The organism is Pseudomonas sp. Pf153 (genome assembly GCF_001269775.1).
Taxonomy (GTDB): domain Bacteria; phylum Pseudomonadota; class Gammaproteobacteria; order Pseudomonadales; family Pseudomonadaceae; genus Aquipseudomonas; species Aquipseudomonas uvaldensis.
This window is the reverse complement of the sequence record NZ_LHVL01000008.1, coordinates 127,855-145,971: the sequence shown is the minus strand read 5'-3', so window position 1 is coordinate 145,971 and position 18,117 is coordinate 127,855. Positions and strand designations below refer to the sequence as shown.

The 18,117-nt window shown below is 61.0% G+C and carries 10 protein-coding genes; 5 read left to right on the top strand and 5 right to left on the bottom strand.

Annotated features, from left to right (window positions below):
- Positions 1–123: 123 nt before the first annotated feature.
- The 3 genes from AD666_RS03595 to AD666_RS03585 all read left to right on the top strand — a co-directional run bounded on the left by AD666_RS03595 (position 124) and on the right by AD666_RS03585 (position 3,815).
- Complete coding sequence (locus AD666_RS03595; protein WP_053147647.1) at positions 124–2,151, top strand: type VI secretion system tip protein VgrG; 2,028 nt, start codon at positions 124–126, stop codon at positions 2,149–2,151.
- A gap of 8 nt (positions 2,152–2,159) precedes the next feature.
- Positions 2,160–2,879, top strand: a complete 720-nt coding sequence (locus tag AD666_RS03590) for a DUF4123 domain-containing protein (protein ID WP_256222450.1) — start codon at positions 2,160–2,162, stop codon at positions 2,877–2,879.
- Between the two features lie 96 nt (positions 2,880–2,975).
- Complete coding sequence (locus AD666_RS03585; protein ID WP_053147643.1) at positions 2,976–3,815, top strand: 23S rRNA (adenine(2030)-N(6))-methyltransferase RlmJ; 840 nt, start codon at positions 2,976–2,978, stop codon at positions 3,813–3,815.
- A 149-nt stretch (positions 3,816–3,964) separates the two neighbouring features.
- On the opposite strand, the gene msrA is transcribed toward AD666_RS03585, so the two are convergent.
- The 5 genes from msrA to aceE all read right to left on the bottom strand — a co-directional run bounded on the left by msrA (position 3,965) and on the right by aceE (position 13,581).
- Positions 3,965–4,612 carry a peptide-methionine (S)-S-oxide reductase MsrA gene (gene msrA / locus AD666_RS03580; protein ID WP_053148168.1) on the bottom strand — a complete coding sequence of 216 codons (648 nt, stop codon included), beginning with the start codon at positions 4,610–4,612 and terminating at the stop codon, positions 3,965–3,967.
- 78 nt (positions 4,613–4,690) lie between these two features.
- On the bottom strand, positions 4,691–7,390 hold the full coding sequence (locus tag AD666_RS03575; RefSeq protein ID WP_053147640.1) for a bifunctional diguanylate cyclase/phosphodiesterase: 2,700 nt from the start codon (positions 7,388–7,390) through the stop codon (positions 4,691–4,693).
- Between the two features lie 193 nt (positions 7,391–7,583).
- The gene (locus AD666_RS03570; protein WP_053147638.1) at positions 7,584–8,978 is read right to left on the bottom strand and encodes an alkaline phosphatase D family protein; all 1,395 of its coding nucleotides are present in this window, start codon (positions 8,976–8,978) and stop codon (positions 7,584–7,586) included.
- 308 nt (positions 8,979–9,286) lie between these two features.
- Positions 9,287–10,924: a dihydrolipoyllysine-residue acetyltransferase gene (gene aceF / locus AD666_RS03565; RefSeq protein WP_053147636.1), complete on the bottom strand. Its 1,638-nt coding sequence runs from the start codon at positions 10,922–10,924 to the stop codon at positions 9,287–9,289.
- Between the two features lie 11 nt (positions 10,925–10,935).
- Positions 10,936–13,581 (bottom strand): pyruvate dehydrogenase (acetyl-transferring), homodimeric type, encoded by a 2,646-nt coding sequence (gene aceE / locus AD666_RS03560; protein WP_053147634.1) that lies wholly within the window; start codon positions 13,579–13,581, stop codon positions 10,936–10,938.
- Between the two features lie 382 nt (positions 13,582–13,963).
- Between aceE and glnE the strand changes: the two genes are divergently transcribed.
- Positions 13,964–16,915: a bifunctional [glutamate--ammonia ligase]-adenylyl-L-tyrosine phosphorylase/[glutamate--ammonia-ligase] adenylyltransferase gene (gene glnE, locus AD666_RS03555; protein WP_053147632.1), complete on the top strand. Its 2,952-nt coding sequence runs from the start codon at positions 13,964–13,966 to the stop codon at positions 16,913–16,915.
- 167 nt (positions 16,916–17,082) lie between these two features.
- Positions 17,083–18,117 (top strand): lipopolysaccharide heptosyltransferase II, encoded by a 1,035-nt coding sequence (waaF, locus tag AD666_RS03550; protein WP_053147630.1) that lies wholly within the window; start codon positions 17,083–17,085, stop codon positions 18,115–18,117.

The following is an 18,117-nucleotide window of genomic DNA, read 5'->3' as shown; positions in this document are numbered from 1 at the left end:
CAGCACATGCTGCGGCTTTTATCTCCCCAGATGTAAGGCAAATCTGTTTTTCCTGACCTCCAGCCCGCTCTCCGTGTGGCTCATGCAGAATCGTCCGCCTACATTTTTGCAGAGAGACATCGGATGTTCGCGTCTGCCAACCAACCGCGTTTCACGCTGACGCTCGACGACGGACCGAATGAGTTCAAGGTGCTTGAGTTCACGGGCGAGGAGGGCATCAGTCAACCCTATTGCTTCGATGTAGAGCTGGTGAGCGAGCGAGGGGATCTTGCGTTGGAGGCATTGTTGCATCGCCAGGCTTACTTGGGGTTCGACCACTTGGGGCGCGGGATTCATGGCCAGGTTTACAGCGTGGCCCAAGGCGATCCGGGGAAGCGCCTGACTCGTTACCAGATCAGCCTGGTGCCACGCCTGGCTTACCTGCGCCATCGCATCAACCAACGGATTTTCCAGCACCTGAGCGTGCCTTCGATCATCGCCAGGGTGCTGAAGGATCATGGCATCCATGGCGATGGGTTCCAGTTCAGCCTCGGTGGTGAGTACCCCGAACGTGAATACTGCGTGCAATACGGTGAAAGCGATCTGGCCTTTATCGAACGGTTGTGTGCCGAGGTGGGGATCCATTACCACTTCCGGCACAGCCCCGACGGCCACTTGCTGGTGTTTGGTGATGACCAGACCGTCTTCCCCCGCCTGCCCGAGCCGACGTTGTATCTGCCGGGCAGCGGCATGGCCGCCGGGGAAGCGGCGATCAAGCGCCTGGCGGTCCGGCTCCAGACACGCACCAACGCGGTGACGCTGCGCGACTACGATTTCCGCCAACCCGGCCTGCTGTTGCAAACCCACCAGGATAGCCAGCAGCAGCCGGCGCTGGAGGAGTATCGCTATCCCGGTCTTTTCTCTGATCGCGAGCATGGCACGCATTTGGCCCGGCGTGCACTGGAGCGCCATGGCGCCGATTCCCGACTGGCCGAAGGCCGCGGTGATCAGTGCGCCCTCGCCAGCGGACATTTCATGCAGATCGCCGGGCATCCACAGGTGCAGTGGAATGATCTATGGCTCCTGACACACCTCACTCATCGGGGCCGTCAGCCGCAGGTGCTGGAAGAGACGGTCACGGATAGCGCGGATGAGTTCCAGGGCTACAGCAATACTTTTTTTGCGACGCCGTGGGACGTATTTTTCCGCCCCTCGCTGCATTACGAAAAACCCTCGGCCCGTGGTTATCATCCCGCGGTGGTGACGGGACCGGTCGACAGCGAGATCCATTGCGACGAGTTCGGACGGGTCAAGGTGCAGATGACTTGGGATCGCGAAGGCCAGCGGAACGAGCATTCCAGCTGCTGGCTGCGGGTGGCCTCGGGATGGGCCCATAATCGCTATGGCGGTGTGATGATTCCCCGGGTCGGCATGGAAGTGCTGGTGGGCTTCATCGACGGGGACGTGGACAAGCCCCTGGTGGTCGGCTGTTTGCCCAACGGAGCCAACCCATTGCCGTTGGATCTGCCAGCGGACAAGACCCGCAGCATATTGCGCAGCCAGAGCAGCCCTGGCGGAGGCGGCTACAACGAATTGCGCATCGAGGATCGCAAGGGGGCCGAAGAAATCTATCTGCGGGCACAACGGAACTGGACCCAGCATGTACTTCATGACCAACGGGTGCAGGTCGATCATGAGCGCAGTGTGGTCGTCGCCGGTACGGCTCGGCATGAGCTCGGGGCCGATGACCTGCACATCGCCCGTGGTCGCCGCCAGGTTGAAATCGGGCACGACGATCACTTGCTGGTCAGCGGTGACCGGCACATCCGTGTGACCAGCCAGACCCTCGGTGCCAGCCAGCATTTCCACGTCAGCGCCGGTCAGCAAGTGGTGCTGGAAGGTGGGGCCAGTGCAACCATCCAGGCGGGCGGGCACTGGATTAACATCGGCGCGGGCGGGATTTTCAGCAGCGTGCCGATCCAGGTCGGTGGGGCGCCTGTGGCCGTGATGAAGGCCGCGCCGGGTTCGCCGGGCAAGGCCGAGACACTGGTGGCCGCGGTGGCGCCCCGGTTGTCCCTCGCGCAGATGCTCAGCCTGCAAGGTCCGGCACCGTTCTGCGAGGAGTGCGAACGTTGCAGGAGCGGTATTTGCGATACCGGGGGATGCTTATGAGCTGCCGCATGTCTCCCTACGAATGGCTTGAGCGGCATCCGTTGCAAACATCCGAGCAGCTCTTCGCGATCTTCGGTAACGCCAGCACCGCCATGTCGTTGGCAGCCTGGAGGCGTTCGACGATGGTCACGCCCAGCCCGATCTGGGCCGATACGCCCTATGCCGGCTGGGAAGCGGTCATGCCTTATGTGGGAGTGGTCCCTGTGGACGGTGAGTTCCTTCGTTGGGTGGCGAACACCGATTCGCTCGATTGGGGCTGGCTGGCGGTGTCCTCCGTCGATCAGCAAACCCTTGCCGAGCATTTGCGCGGGCTCACCCAGGTGCTTTTGCCGGGCGGCAGCCCTGTGTTTTTCCGCTTCTGGGATGGGCGGTTTCTCCAGCCGATCCTTCAATCCGACGAGGCCGATGCCGGCCAGTTATTGCCTGTCGTCAGTCGTTGCCTTATCAACGGCCAAGCCCTGGCGATCATGGGAAATGCCCGGCAGCCGGGACGAGCCTTCCCCTGGTGGGAAGTCCCTGCCGTTCTGTTGAACGCGTTGGCCGAGGGTACGCAAGACTGCCTGCTGGCTAACCTGCTCAGGTGGCTCGACGAAGAGCATCCGTATCTGTTCGAGCGGGTCGATGAGCGGATCCTGCGCCGTAAGATCGAACACTTTTTTGACGAGTATGAGCCGGTCAGTGGGCCCAAGGCGCCGTTGCACGCTTATCTGTTACAGGAGCTGGGCTGAGGGTCATTGGGGCGGTCGGCGCTCGTCCGCTCGGCTGCGAACCCCTGACGTCCGATGCGCTTCAAGGTAAACTCGTCGCCCTTCGCAGGAGCCGCCATGAATTATCGCCACGCCTTCCACGCCGGCAATCACGCCGATGTGTTCAAACACCTGACCCTGACTCGCCTCATCGCCTTGATGTCGCGCAAGGAACAGCCGTTCGCCTACCTCGATACCCATGCGGGCATCGGCCTGTACGACCTGCAGGGCGACCAGGCCAATCGGACCGGTGAATACCTGGAGGGCATCGCACGGTTATGGGGGCAGGACGACTTGCCGGCACTGACCGCTGATTACATGAACGTGCTGCACGACATGAACCCGGACGGGCAGTTGCGCTACTACCCGGGGTCTCCGGAGCTGGCACGGCGCCTGACCCGGGCGCAGGATCGGGTGTTGCTCAACGAGAAGCATCCCGAGGACGGTGTGCTGCTCAAGGACAACATGAAAGGTGACCGTCGGGTGGCGGTGCACCTGGGTGAAGGTTGGCATGTGCCCCGGGCGTTGCTGCCAGTGGCGGAGAAACGTGGCCTGATGTTGATTGATCCGCCGTTCGAGAAGCTCGACGAGATGCAGCGCTGTGCCGCCTCCCTCAAGGATGCCATTGGCCGGATGCGCCAGACGGTGGCCGCGATCTGGTACCCGGTGAAGGACCAGCGAATGTTGCGCCGTTTCTACCAGGACCTGGCCGGCACCGGTGCGCCGAAGCTGTTGCGAGTGGAGTTGCTGGTGCATCCGTTGGCCACGCCCAACAGCCTGAACGGCTCTGGCCTGGCGATTGCCAACCCGCCGTGGGGGCTTGAGGAGGAGTTACGGGAGCTGCTGCCTTGGTTGTCGAAGAAACTCGGGCAGACCCAGGGTGGGTGGCAGATGGATTGGTTGATTGCAGAAAGCTGAATGGCAATCAGATGTAATGATGGCATCCGAGGGGGCGCCTTCGCGAGCAAGCCCGCTCCCTCAATAGGCCTGTGCTGATCACAAAAATGCGGTCGGACACAAAGCCCATGTGGGAGTGGGCTCGCTCGCGAAGCTCTTCAAGCTTGAAGTCAGATCGGGCAGGTCACGCCCGTGCCACCAATCCCGCAATACCCTTCCGGATTCTTCGCCAGGTATTGCTGGTGATAAGCCTCGGCATAGTAGAACGTCGGCGCTTCGTCGATTTCGGTGGTGATTTCCCCGAGGCCGGCCTTGGTCAGTTCGGCCTGGAAAACTTCCTTGCTCTTTTTCGCCGCTGCCAGCTGTTCTGGCGTGGTGCAGTAGATCACCGAGCGGTACTGGGTGCCGATGTCGTTGCCCTGGCGCATGCCCTGGGTCGGGTTGTGCAGTTCCCAGAACATCGCCAGCAGTTGCTCATAGCTGACTTTCTCCGGCTCATAGACCACCAGCACCACTTCGCTATGGCCGGTCAGGCCCGAGCAGACTTCTTCATAGGTGGGGTTGGGGGTAAAGCCGCCGGCGTAGCCCACCGAAGTGCTGTAGACCCCTTCACGTTGCCAGAAACGCCGTTCCGCGCCCCAGAAGCAGCCCAGGCCAAAGATTGCGAATTCAACATTGCCGGGAAATGGGCCGAGCAGTGGGTTGCCATTGACGAAATGTTCATCCGGAACCTTGATCGGGGTTTCACGGCCAGGCAGGGCTTGTTCTTGAGTAGGCAGCACGTTTTTGTTCACCAGGATTTCCGAGCGCAAGACCATCATCAGTCCTCTCAGTCAGATTGAGTTGAGCGAAGTTGAATAATAAGACTGTCAGTGTGCCCGAGTGTTACATCGCTGTCAGGCAATTGGGCCGCGCGGATAGCGTTTGAGCTTCTCGACCAGCTCTCCTCCGGGGATTGGCCGGTCGAACAGGTAGCCCTGGCCGACGTCGCAGCGGTGGCGGCGCAGGAACGCCAATTGCTGCGCGGTCTCGATGCCCTCGGCCACGACCTTGAGCTTCAGGTTGTGGGCCATGGCGATCACGGCCGAGGTGATTTCCATGTCGTCCTGATTGTCCGGGATCTCATGGATGAAGCTGCGATCGATCTTGATGATGTCGATTGGGAATTTTTTAAGGTAACTCAGGGATGAATAACCGGTGCCGAAATCATCCATGGCCAGGGTCAGGCCCAGCCGCTTGAGCTGGTCGAGTTGCTGGTGGGTGTCTTCGGTGGCTTCCAGCAGCAGGCCTTCGGTCAGCTCCAGTTCCAGCAGGTGTGCGGGCAGTTGTTCTTCCTTGAGGATACTGGCGATCGAGGCGACCAGGTCCGGGTCGGAGAACTGTTTGGGCGACAGGTTGATTGCCACTTGCAGGTTGCCCAGCCCGGAGGCGGTCAGTTGCTTGCTCATCCGGCAAGCCTGGCGGGCGATCCACTTGCCGATGGGGATGATCAGGCCGGTTTCTTCGGCCACGCTGATGAACTGGTCGGGGCGGATCATGCCCTTTTCCGGATGATTCCAGCGCAGCAGCGCTTCCATGCCCAGCAGGCGGCCGCTACGCAGGCACAGCTTGGGCTGGTAGAACACGTCCAGTTCGTTTTGGGTCAGGGCGCGGCGCAGGTTGTTTTCCACGAACAGCTTGTAGCTGGCCTCGGCATTCAGTGCCTCGGTGAACACCTGGACCTGATGCTTGCCGTTGGCCTTGGCCTTGTGCAGGGCGAGCCCGGCGTTGCGCATCAGGGTCTGGGGGTCGCGGCCGTGCAGCGGCGCACAGGCCAGGCCCACGGAGCCGGTCACGCTGATCAGCTGGTTGTCGACGAACATCGGCTTGTCGAGGGTCATCAGCAGTTGACTGGCGACTTGCTGGCCGGCCTCAAGGTCGGTGTCGTCCAGCAGTACGGCAAATTCATTGCTGGCGAAGCGCGCGAGGCTACCGCCCGGGCTCAGGCTGTTGCGCAGGCGCCGTGCCAGGCTGATCAGCAATTTGTCGCCGGTCTGGTGGCCGAGGCTGTCATTGATGCGCTTGAAGTTATCGATGTCCACCAGCAGCAGGCTGATGGGTGAGTCGCTATCCCGTGCGAAGCGTTCGTCCAGGTTGCGAATGAACGCAGGGCGGTTGCCCAGGTTGGTCAGGTTGTCGGTGTAGGCCAGGCGCTCGATGCGCTGCTGGGCGAGCTTGGCCTGGGTAATGTCTTCGTAGATGCCGATGTAGTGGGTCAGCTCGCGATTATCGCCATACACCTTGGAAATCGACAATTGGCCCCAGTACGGTTCCAGGTTCTTGCGCCGGCTCTTGAACTCGCCCTGCCAGCTATTGCTTTGCGCCAGGGCCGAGGGCGCGTCGAACAGCAGTTCGCTGAGGTTTTCCAGGGCTGGCAGTTCGGACAGGCGCTGGCCGTGAACCTCTTCGGTGGTGTACTGGGTGATGGCGGTGAAGCTGGGGTTAACGTATTCCACCACGCCGTCGCAGTTGACCAGCAGAAACGCGTTGGCGCTTTGTTCCACGGCACGCTGGAACAGATGCAGGGCGCTGGTGGCAATGCGTCGGTTGTGGTTGTTGATAACCTGGGCGAACTGGTCCGCCAGCTCGCCGGCAAAGGCTATCTCGTCCGACTGCCAGGCGCGGGTGGCGCCCACCTGTTCCAGGCACAGGACGCCCACCACCTGGCCGTCGATCCGCACGCTGGCATCGAGCATGGCGTTGACGTTGCGCGCGCGCAGGTTTTCAGCCATTTCCCGGGTGCGTGGGTCGCGTGTCGCGTTGTGGGCGTCGATGGCGCGGCAGGTCTGCAAGGCCTCCATGTAATTCGGATACTCGTTGGCATCGATTACATCCGGGCGAAAGTATTCCTGGGTTGCGCGGTTATAGGCCGAAATGGGCACCAGCTTGCCGTCTTCCAGATTCCAGATGCTGGCGCAGTCGATCTGGTAAATGTCGCAGGCACTGCGAGTAATGAGTTCGGCGGCTTCCAGCAGGGAATTGTTGGCGCTGTAGCGTTGGCGGGTCAGCAACAGGATCAGGTCCTGCTGTGCACGTACCCGGTCCAGGTGCTGGAGCTGTTCTTGCTGAGCGCGCTGGTTCAGCTCCAGGGCGATTTGCAGGCGCGAGTTCTGGGTTTCCAGATCCAGGGCCGGCGCCGGAGTCGACGGCTCGCTTTGCAGCAGGTTGTCCACCGCCAGCAGGTAACCACGCAGCAGATGGCGGTTGTGTTGCTTGTAGGCTTCACCCATCTCCAGCAGGTTCATGGGGCCTTTGGCGGTGTGCAGCGTGTAGCGAACCAGATAATGCGGGGCCTCGGCCAGTTGCTGCTGGATCGCGTCGTGCAATTGATAGCGCGCTTCGGGCTCCATCAGGCTGGCATAGGGTGAACTGACCAGCGAGCAAAGCTCCACGGCCGGTACGCCGAAGTAACGTTCGCAATTGGGATCGAGGAATAGCAGCGCCCAGCTCGCTTCATTCAGCCGTTCGAAACGCAGCATACCGAGCCGCGAGGGCACCGGTAATTGCGTCACTACCTCGGCCGCCATACGGCTGGCGGCATCGGGTTGGCTTTTCATGGGGAAACTCGCTTCGAAAATGCTGATCGCGCCGGGCTGACGCCCTCGTTCTCAAGGATTGCCGCAAGGTTGCATCATTGCGACACTGGCTGACAAGAGAGATGAAGGCCAAGTGCTATAAACCTTATCGGCCAATCGGCGGATTTCTCCAGTCCTCCGGTCGATCAGAGGGCGCCGCAAGAGCAACCGTTTGTCAGCGCAACGGGATGTCGACCGTATGCAGGGGCCCTGCGTCGCCGTCGTAGAACGTGACTTGGACGCTCTGGGCCGCGACCTGCAGGTGGGCGAAGTTATCCTGGCCGATCACAGGGCTGGTCAGCTCATAGCGGTATTCACCGTTTCCGGTTCGGGCCATGGCGTTATCGAAAATAAAATCCGATGCCGACGCGTATGGCAGCAGTTCGCTGTTGTAGAACGGCGAGGAAACGATGGTGTGCACCTCGAAATCGGCATCCTCGCTATGGCCCAGACGACTGGTCATGGAGCCATGTACATCGCCGGACACGAATATCACGTTCCTGATCTTCCGTTTACGAATGTGTTCCAGAAGCCGCAGGCGCTGTTGCGGGAAGGCCTGCCAGGCATCGCCGTCATTACGCTTGCTGTCCGGGTAGAACATGACGCTGGTCACGATGAATTTGACTCGGGCTGTGCTGTTGTTGAGCCATTCAAGCAGTACCCGCTCCTGTTCTGTATCCAGGATCCGTCGGTCTTGCGGTGATAGATTGCGCTGGGTCCGGCTATCGGTAACGAACCATTCGATATCGTCATGGGCAAGTTCATACCAATAATGCTTCAGCGACCTGTTCAATGCTCCGTCGCTCATTAGTTCATGGGCGGGACTATGACTGACTTGATAAAGTCGATAAGCGCTCATGGCATTCGCGTACAGGATTTCATCGTGGAGTTGTTTGTTGGCGGGCCAGTTATCTTCGATTTCATGGTCGTCGAGAATCATGTAGGTCGGTACGCTGGACATCAACTTTCCGATATGGGGTTGGGAAAACACTGTGCGGTATTTGAACAGAATGTCTTTATAGGTTCGATCCGGCGCGACGATATTCAGGTCGTCGAGATAAACCTGGTCCCCTGTCATCAGGACCCCGCGGATGGGAGGATCGGCCCGGTCCACGACGCGCTGGATTCCGGCAAAGGTCCGGTCCCCCCGTTCAGGGGTCGATGGGGTACCGGCGGTGATTCTCAAATAGCGACACGAACCCACGATATAGCCGTGTAGCGCGCTGTTTTCACGGGGCAGAGTCCGTAGGCAATAGATGTTTTCGGGCCATCGTACTGGCTGTTTCTGAAGAAGTTCCAGGGAAAGGTTCGGACTTTCCGGGGTGAACCAACCCGCTTGATATTGGTAGAGGCTGTCTGCCTGGAGGCCCGTCAATACGATGACATCGGACATGTCACGGTGGGCATGCAGCTGGATAAAGCGGCCTTTTGACCACTCTCTGTCACCCTGAAGCCTGTAACGCAATCCAGCGTATACCGGATTGTTATTGTATTGATCGCCGCGCAGGAATATCCGTGCATGATCGGTTGTAGTGTGACCAACAATAGGGCCGACAGTGGGTTTGAACATAATTCGAATCCATTCGAAAACAATGTTTGAGGAAGTTTGGTGTTCAGCCGTGCAGAGGCCATGCTAAAGCCCGACGTGGCATTGTTTTTCAAAGGGAAGGGGACAGATGTTGTCGGCCATAACCAACAGGAAACGTAGCCATTTATGTTCTTCAGAGTAGGAAAAGTGGATAGTGCTTTTCCCGTTGCGCAGTCGAGTGTTTATGGCGCGCAAAAAAAAAGCCCCGCCAAACGGGCGGGGTTGAGGTACGAGCGTGGCGCTCGGAAACAGCGGTCTGGAGGGCCCTCCGGTGAAGGAGGGCCGTCCGGTTACAGCAAGATGGTGCGGATGTCGCCCAGCAGGTCACTCAGGCGCTTGGTGAAGCGTGCAGCGGCCGCGCCGTTGATCACTCGGTGATCGTAGGACAGCGACAGCGGCAGCATCAGCTTGGGCTGGAAGGCCTTGCCGTCCCAGACAGGCTGGATGGTGGCCTTGGAGACGCCCAGGATCGCCACTTCCGGCGCGTTGACGATCGGCGTGAAGCCGGTGCCGCCAATGTGGCCGAGGCTGGAGATGGTGAAGCAGGCGCCCTGCATGTCGTCGGCGGTGAGCTTCTTGTTCCGGGCCTTGTCGGCCAGGGCAGCGGCTTCGCCGGCCAGTTGCAGCAGGCTCTTCTGGTCGACGTTGCGGATGACCGGTACCAGCAGGCCTTCCGGAGTGTCGACGGCAAAACCGATGTGCACGTACTTCTTGCGGATCACAGCCTTGCCGCTCGGGGCCAGGGAACTGTTGAAGTCCGGCAGTTCCTTGAGCAGGTGCGCACATGCCTTGAGCAGCAGCGGCAGCACGGTCAGCTTCACGCCGGCCTTTTCCGCCACGGCTTTCTGCGCGACGCGGAAAGCTTCCAGCTCGGTGATGTCGGCCTGGTCGAACTGGGTCACGTGCGGGATGTTCAGCCAGCTGCGATGCAGGCTCGACGCGCCGATCTGCATCAGGCGGGTCATGGCCACTTCTTCGGTTTCGCCGAAGCGGCTGAAGTCCACCGCCGGGATCGGCGGGATGCCCGCGCCGCCGGTGGCGCCTTCGGCAGGGGCGTTCTTGGCCTTCTGCATCATGGCTTTGACGTGAGCCTGCACGTCTTCCTTCAACACACGACCGTGTGGGCCGCTTGGGCTGACGGCCGACAGCTCGACGCCGAATTCACGGGCCAACTGACGCACGGCAGGACCGGCATGGACTTTGGCACCGCTTGGCGCAGGCGCGGCGGCCGGTGCTGGCGCAGCGTCGACCTTGGCGGCTGGCGCGGCAGCCGGGGCCGGAGCGGCTTCGGTCTTGGCGGCAGCAGGTGCAGGGGCTGGCGCTGGGGTAGCGGGTGCAGCGGCACCGGCTACTTTCAGCTTCAGGATCAGGTCACCGGTGCCGACTTCGTCTTCCAGCTTGATCTCGACGCTTTCCACCACACCGGCGGCCGGCGACGGGATTTCCATGCTGGCCTTGTCGGATTCCAGGGTGATCAGCGACTGGTCGGCTTCGACGGTGTCGCCGGCCTTGACCAGTACTTCGATGATCTTGGCCTTGCCCGACGAACCGATGTCCGGGACATGAATGTCCTGGACAGTAGCGGCAGCCGGCGCGGCGGCCGGGGCAGGTGCCGCCTCGGCAGCCGGTGCAGCGGCAGGCTTCTCAGCCGCCGGGGCAGCAGCGGGTGCGGCCGCCTCAGGCGCCGCAGCGGCGCCCTCGACTTCCAGTTCCAGCAGCTCGTCGCCTTCTTTCAGGCGATCGCCCAGCTTCACTTTCAGGCTCTTGATGACACCGGCCTTCGGCGCAGGCACTTCCATGCTGGCCTTGTCCGATTCAAGCGTCAGGATGCTCTGGTCGGCTTCGATACGGTCGCCGACCTTCACAAACAGTTCGATTACTTCACCTTCACCGCTGCCGATGTCAGGTACGCGAATGAGTTCGCTCACGAAAATTCTCCTCAGCAGTCCAGTGGGTTGCGTTTTTCCGGATCGATGCCGAACTTCGCGATGGCTTCGGCCACCACTTTAGGTTCGATATCGCCACGGTCAGCCAGGGCTTCCAGGGCTGCCAACACAACGAACTTACGGTCGACTTCGAAGAAGTGACGCAGCTTCTTGCGGCTGTCGCTACGGCCGAAACCGTCGGTGCCCAGCACCTTGAATTCCTTGGAAGGAACCCACTGGCGGATCTGCTCGGCGAACAGCTTCATGTAGTCGGTAGAGGCGATGACCGGACCCTTGCGACCGTTCAGGCATTCTTCGACGTAGCTCAGCTTTGGCTTCTGGCCAGGGTGCAGGCGGTTGCTGCGCTCTACGGCCAGGCCGTCGCGACGCAGTTCGTTGAAGCTGGTGACGCTCCACACGTCGGCGCCGACGTTGAACTCTTCGCGCAGGATCTTCGCCGCTTCACGCACTTCGCGCAGGATGGTGCCGGAGCCCATCAGCTGGACGTGGTGCGCCGCTTCGCGGGTGTCTTCCTCGAGCAGGTACATGCCCTTGACGATGCCTTCCTCGACACCGGCCGGCATGGCTGGCTGCTGGTAGGACTCGTTCATCACGGTGATGTAGTAGAAGACGTCCTGTTGCTCTTCGGTCATCTTCTTCATGCCGTCCTGGATGATCACCGCCAGCTCGTAGCCGTAGGTCGGATCATAGGTGCGGCAGTTCGGGATGGTGCCGGCCAGCATGTGGCTGTGACCGTCCTCGTGCTGCAGGCCTTCGCCGTTCAGCGTGGTGCGGCCGGCGGTACCGCCGATCAGGAAGCCACGGGTGCGGCTGTCGCCGGCGGCCCAGGCCAGGTCGCCGATACGCTGGAAGCCGAACATCGAGTAGAAGATGTAGAACGGCAGCATCGGCTGGTTGTGGCTGGAGTACGAAGTACCGGCGGCAATGAAGGAGCTCATGGCGCCCGCTTCGTTGATGCCTTCTTCGAGGATCTGGCCCTTCTTGTCTTCGCGGTAGAACATCACCTGGTCTTTATCGACTGGCTCGTAGAGCTGGCCGACGGACGAGTAGATGCCCAACTGGCGGAACATGCCTTCCATACCGAAGGTACGGGCTTCGTCCGGGATGATCGGGACGATGCGTGGGCCGATTTCCTTGTCCTTGACCAGTTGCGCGAGGATCCGCACGAAGGCCATGGTGGTGGAGATTTCGCGGTCGCCCGAACCATCCAGGATTGCCTTGAGGGTTTCCAGCGGAGGCGTCGGGACGCTGAAGCTCTTGGCGCGACGCTGCGGCACGAAGCCGCCCAGCGCGGCACGACGCTCGGCCAGGTAACGGGCTTCGGCGCTGCCTTCTTCGGGCTTGAAGAACGGCAGGTTTTCCAGTTCGCTGTCCTTGACCGGGATGTCGAAGCGGTCGCGGAACAACTTCAGGCTGTCGACATCGACTTTCTTGGTGTTATGCGCGGTGTTCTTCGCTTCGCCGGCGCCGGTGCCATAACCCTTGATGGTCTTGGCCAGGATGACGGTTGGCTGCTCTTTGTGGTTGACCGCCTGATGGTACGCCGCGTAGACCTTGTACGGGTCGTGGCCGCCGCGGTTGAGTTTCCAGATCTCGTCGTCGGACAGATCGGCAACCATGGCCTTGAGTTCAGGCGTGTTGAAGAAGTGCTCGCGGACGAACGCGCCGTCCTTGGCCTTGTAGTTCTGGTATTCGCCGTCGATGACTTCGTCCATGCGACGCTGCAGGATACCGTCGACGTCCTTGGCCAGCAGTGGGTCCCAGAAACGGCCCCAGATGACCTTGTTGACGTTCCACTGGGCACCACGGAACACGCCTTCGAGTTCCTGGATGATCTTGCCGTTGCCGCGAACCGGGCCGTCGAGGCGCTGCAGGTTGCAGTTGATGACGAAGATCAGGTTGTCCAGCTTCTCGCGGCCAGCCAGGGAGATCGCACCCAGGGATTCCGGCTCGTCGCACTCGCCGTCGCCCATGAAGCACCAGACCTTTTGCTTGCCCGGCTGGATGAAGCCACGGGCTTCCAGGTACTTCATGAAGCGTGCCTGGTAGATCGCCTGGATCGGGCCCAGGCCCATGGAAACGGTCGGGAATTGCCAGAAGTCAGGCATCAGCCAAGGGTGCGGGTACGAGGACAGGCCGTTGCCGTCCACTTCCTGGCGGAAGTTGTTCATCTGCTCTTCGCTGATGCGACCTTCCATGAACGCACGGGCATAGACGCCTGGCGATGCGTGACCCTGGAAGTAGATCAGGTCGCCGCCGTGTTCGTCGGTCGGGGCCTGGAAGAAGTAGTTGAAGCCGATGTCATACAGCGTCGCGCTGGAGGCGAAGCTGGAGATGTGACCGCCCAGGTCAGAATCTTTCAGGTTGGTACGCATGACCATGGCCAACGCGTTCCAGCGTACCAGCGAGCGAATGCGGCGTTCCATGAACAGGTCGCCAGGCATGCGTGCTTCGTGGGTGACGGGGATCGTGTTGCGGTACGGCGTGGTGATGGCATAGGGCAATTGCGAACCGCTGCGGGTCGCGAGTTCGCCCATGCGGGTCATCAGGTAGTGAGCGCGGTCTTCGCCTTCTTTGTCGAGAACCGATTCCAGGGCGTCCAGCCATTCCTGGGTTTCGACGGGATCGAGGTCTTGCATGGCTTGCTCCAGGGCGGAAAGGCTACCAGAATCGGTTGCCTGAGTTTGCGACTGGCCTTGTGGGCAGACGATATAAATTCTTGGATTGCCGAAGGTTGTCTCGGCGGCGTGTAGTTTTACTACAAATCGTCGGCCGTTTCAGCCATCCGGATGTATATACGAGTAGTAAAACTACACATGAAAGGCTTTTGGCCCCTCGTTTCGTTGTGAGAATAATCGTTACTGTTGGTCTTGAGCTAACTCGAACAGGTAAAAACTTGATGTCGGCTGCCAATAAAATCAGATTTTCAGCTATTTATCATCTTTGTTCGACAGTCGATCAGGTAGTGTCTATGGGAAAAACACTACATCCAGCCTTTCCCGCGCCGATCAAGGATAGACCATGAGCCTGCCTCTGCTTGCCCAAATACCGGAAATGGTGCCGGGAATTCTCCAGTCTTTGGTCAGTCGTGCCGAGCAGTCGTTCCGTGCGGTGGTCGGTTCACTGGATGATGACCATGGGCTTTGCGCCTGGACGTCGGAACGCTGGATCGAATTCCAGCGCGTCGCGGCCGCCAGCGATTTTGTCATCGAACAGAGTCTTCGTGATCCGATGATGCTGCTGGAGTTGGTGCGCAGCGGCGAGCTGGACCGCAGCCTGGTCGCCGGGGAGATGTGCGCGCAGATCGGCGCCGCGGTCCAGGCCGCCGAGACCGAGGATGAACTCGGTCGGGTCCTGCGCCGCCAGCGCACCCGCCAGCAGGTACGGATCATCTGGCGTGACCTGAATCGCAAGGCGGACCTGGTCCAGACCTGTCGCGACCTCTCGGACATGGCCGACGCCTGCATCGACCAGGCTTACCAATGGCTGTACCAACGCCTCTGCCAGCAGTTCGGCACACCTACCGGACGGCGCAGCGGCGCGCCGCAGCAGATGGTCATCCTGGGCATGGGCAAGCTTGGCGCGGTGGAGCTGAACCTGTCATCGGACATCGACCTGATCTTCGCCTATCCCGAGGGCGGCGAAACCGTCGGCGTGAAGCGAGCGCTGGATAACCAGGAGTTCTTCATCCGCCTGGGCCAGCGCCTGATCAAGGCCCTGGACCCGATGACCGTCGACGGTTTCGTGTTCCGTGTCGACATGCGCCTGCGACCCTACGGCTCGGCCGGTGCCCTGGTGCTGAGTTTCAACGCGCTGGAACAGTATTACCAGGACCAGGGACGAGACTGGGAACGCTACGCGATGATCAAGGCGCGGGTCGTGGCCGGTGATCAGGTGGCCGGTGCGCAACTGCTCGACATGTTGCGCCCGTTCGTCTATCGGCGTTACCTGGACTTTTCCGCCATCGAAGCGCTGCGCACCATGAAGCAACTGATCCAACAGGAAGTGCGGCGCAAGGGCATGGCCGACAACATCAAGCTGGGATCGGGCGGCATCCGCGAAGTGGAATTCATCGCCCAGGCGTTCCAGTTGATCCACGGCGGTCGTGACCTGAGCCTGCAGCAGCGTCCGTTGCTCAAGGTACTGGCGACGCTCGAAGGCCAGGGCTATCTGCCGGCCAAGGTGATCGACGAGCTGCGCCAGGGCTATGAATTCCTTCGTTATACCGAACACGCCATCCAGGCCGTTGCCGATCGCCAGACCCAGATGCTCCCGGACAGCCCCCAGGATCAGGCGCGCATAGCGTTCATGTTGGGTTTTGCCGACTGGGCGGCGTTCCATGAGCAGTTGATGTACTGGCGTGGCCGCGTGGCCTGGCATTTTGGTCAGGTCATTGCCGATCCGGATGAAGAGACGGGGAGCGAAAGCGAAGTGGTGGTGGGCGGCGAATGGTTGCCGTTGTGGGAAGACAGCCAGGACGAAGGGGCTGCGTGCCGTCAGTTGGAGGAGGGCGGATTCATCGATGCGCCCAAGGCGTTGAGGGCCTTGGCGATCCTGCGCGGCAGTCCGCAATTACGCGCCATGCAGCGTCTGGGACGCGAGCGTCTGGATGCATTCATCCCGCGTCTGTTGGCCCAGGCGGTTGAGCATGACAACCCCGACCTTGTACTCGAGCGCGTGCTGCCGCTGGTGGAGGCTGTCGCCCGTCGTTCGGCCTATCTGGTACTGCTGACGGAAAACCCGGGAGCCCTGAGACGTTTGCTGACGCTGTGCGCGGCGAGCCCGTGGATCGCCGAGCAGATCACTCGCTTCCCATTGCTGCTCGATGAGTTGCTCAATGAAGGGCGTTTGTTCAAGCCGCCCCTGGCGCCGGAACTGGCGGCGGAGTTGCGCGAGCGTCTGACGCGAATTCCCGAGGACGACCTGGAACAGCAGATGGAAGCCCTGCGGCATTTCAAGCTGGCGCACCGCCTGCGCGTGGCGGCGTCGGAGATTGCCGGCAGCTTGCCGCTGATGAAAGTCAGTGACTATCTGACCTGGCTGGCGGAGGCGATTCTCGAACAGGTATTGGCCCTGGCCTGGCGCCAGACCGTGGCCAAACATGGTGTGCCATTGCGCACCGATGGCAGTTTGTGCGATCCGGGATTCATCATTGTCGGTTATGGAAAAGTCGGCGGCCTGGAGTTGGGGCATGGTTCCGACCTGGATCTGGTGTTCATCCACGACGGCGATCCCCAGGCGGAAACCGACGGACCGAAACCCACCGACGGGGCACAGTTCTTTACCCGGCTTGGCCAGCGCATCATTCACTTGCTGACTGCCCAGACCAACTCCGGGCAGCTTTATGAAGTGGATATGCGCCTGCGACCATCCGGTGCGTCGGGGTTGCTGGTCAGCTCTCTCGGTGCGTTCGCCCGTTATCAGGAGAACGAGGCGTGGACCTGGGAGCATCAGGCGCTGGTGAGGGCTCGGGTGCTGGTGGGTAGCCCGGACGTGGGCCAGGCGTTCGAGAAAGTCCGTGCCCAGGTGCTCGGGCGCAAGCGTGATCTGCCGACGCTGCGCCAGGAGGTCAGCGAGATGCGTGCCAAGATGCGCGATAACCTTGGCAGCAAGGCCACTGCCGCCGGAACCGCGCCAAATGCCTTCGAGGCCACGGCGCCCTTCGACCTCAAGCAGGACGCGGGAGGTATCGTCGATATTGAATTTATGGTGCAATACGCGGCCCTGGCGTGGTCCGAGCAATACCCGTCGCTGCTGCGTTACACCGATAACATTCGCATCCTCGAAGGGTTGCAGGAGGTCGGGCTGATGCCGTCCGAGGACGCCACTTTGTTGCGCGAGGCTTATAAAGCCTACCGCTCCGCCGCTCACCGCCAGGCCTTGCAGAAAGATGCCGGGGTGATCACCGGCGACCAGTTCGTCGAAGAGCGCCGGCAAGTCATGCGCATCTGGCATGAGTTGGGGTTGAATTGAGTACTGATTGAATGTGGGAGCGAGCCTGCTCGCGATGGCGCAATGTCAGGCAACATGGATGTCGGAGGTAATGGCCCTTTCGCAAGCAAGCCCGCTCCCACAACGGGGTTGCAGTGTTTTTTGAGGCGGGGAGGCGTAGGCCTCCCCGTATCGTTTTTGGAAGCCACATGAATATTCTGATCGTTGGGCCCAGTTGGGTCGGTGACATGGTGATGGCACAGACACTGTTCCAGTGTCTCAAGCAGCGCCATCCGCAATGCGAAATCGACGTCCTGGCCCCGGAATGGAGCCGGCCGATCCTTGAACGCATGCCACAGGTGCGCAAGGCCTTGAGCTTTCCGCTCGGCCATGGCGTGCTGGAACTGGCAACCCGTCGGCGTATCGGCAAATCCCTGGCTGGTCAATATGACCAGGCGATCCTGTTGCCCAACTCATTGAAGTCGGCCCTGGTGCCATTCTTCGCCGGTATCCCGAAACGCACTGGCTGGCGTGGCGAGTTCCGCTACGGGCTGCTCAATGATGTGCGCACGCTGGACAAGGACCGCTATCCACTGATGATCGAGCGGTTCATGGCCCTGGCCTACGAGCCGGGGACCGAGCTGCCGAAACCCTATCCGCGCCCAAGCCTGCAAATTGATCCGTTGACCCGAGAAACGGCGTTGACCCGATTCGGCTTGAGCCTTGACCGTCCGGTGCTGGCTTTGTGCCCGGGTGCTGAATTCGGCGAATCCAAGCGCTGGCCGGCGGAGCATTACGCCCAGGTTGCCGAGGCGAAGATCCGTGAAGGCTGGCAAGTCTGGCTGTTCGGTTCGAAAAAGGATCACCCGGTGGGTGAAGACATTCGCTCGCGACTGATTCCCGGCTTGCGAGAGGAGTCGGTGAACCTCAGTGGCGAAACCTCCCTGGCCGAAGCCATCGACCTGCTCTCCTGCGCCGATTCCGTGGTGTCCAACGACTCCGGGCTGATGCACGTGGCGGCGGCCTTGAACCGTCCATTGGTGGCAGTCTATGGCTCCACCTCGCCAGGCTTTACCCCACCGTTGGCCGACAAGGTCGAAGTGGTGCGCCTGGGCATCGAATGCAGCCCGTGCTTCGACCGCACCTGCCGCTTCGGTCATTACAACTGCCTGCGCCAGCTCATGCCACCGGCGGTGAACGATGCCCTGGCGCGTTTGCAGGGCACCCCGGTGGAGGTCCAGTAA

What these genes read in the sequence shown, in the direction of transcription:
- AD666_RS03595 (WP_053147647.1), top strand. Translation starts at nt 124, where the DNA reads ATGTTCGCGTCTGCCAACCAACCGCGTTTCACGCTGACGCTCGACGAC.
- AD666_RS03590 (WP_256222450.1), top strand. Translation starts at nt 2,160, where the DNA reads ATGTCTCCCTACGAATGGCTTGAGCGGCATCCGTTGCAAACATCCGAG.
- AD666_RS03585 (WP_053147643.1), top strand. Translation starts at nt 2,976, where the DNA reads ATGAATTATCGCCACGCCTTCCACGCCGGCAATCACGCCGATGTGTTC.
- msrA (WP_053148168.1), bottom strand. Translation starts at nt 4,612, where the DNA reads ATGGTCTTGCGCTCGGAAATCCTGGTGAACAAAAACGTGCTGCCTACT.
- AD666_RS03575 (WP_053147640.1), bottom strand. Translation starts at nt 7,390, where the DNA reads ATGAAAAGCCAACCCGATGCCGCCAGCCGTATGGCGGCCGAGGTAGTG.
- AD666_RS03570 (WP_053147638.1), bottom strand. Translation starts at nt 8,978, where the DNA reads ATGTTCAAACCCACTGTCGGCCCTATTGTTGGTCACACTACAACCGAT.
- aceE (WP_053147634.1), bottom strand. Translation starts at nt 13,581, where the DNA reads ATGCAAGACCTCGATCCCGTCGAAACCCAGGAATGGCTGGACGCCCTG.
- glnE (WP_053147632.1), top strand. Translation starts at nt 13,964, where the DNA reads ATGAGCCTGCCTCTGCTTGCCCAAATACCGGAAATGGTGCCGGGAATT.
- waaF (WP_053147630.1), top strand. Translation starts at nt 17,083, where the DNA reads ATGAATATTCTGATCGTTGGGCCCAGTTGGGTCGGTGACATGGTGATG.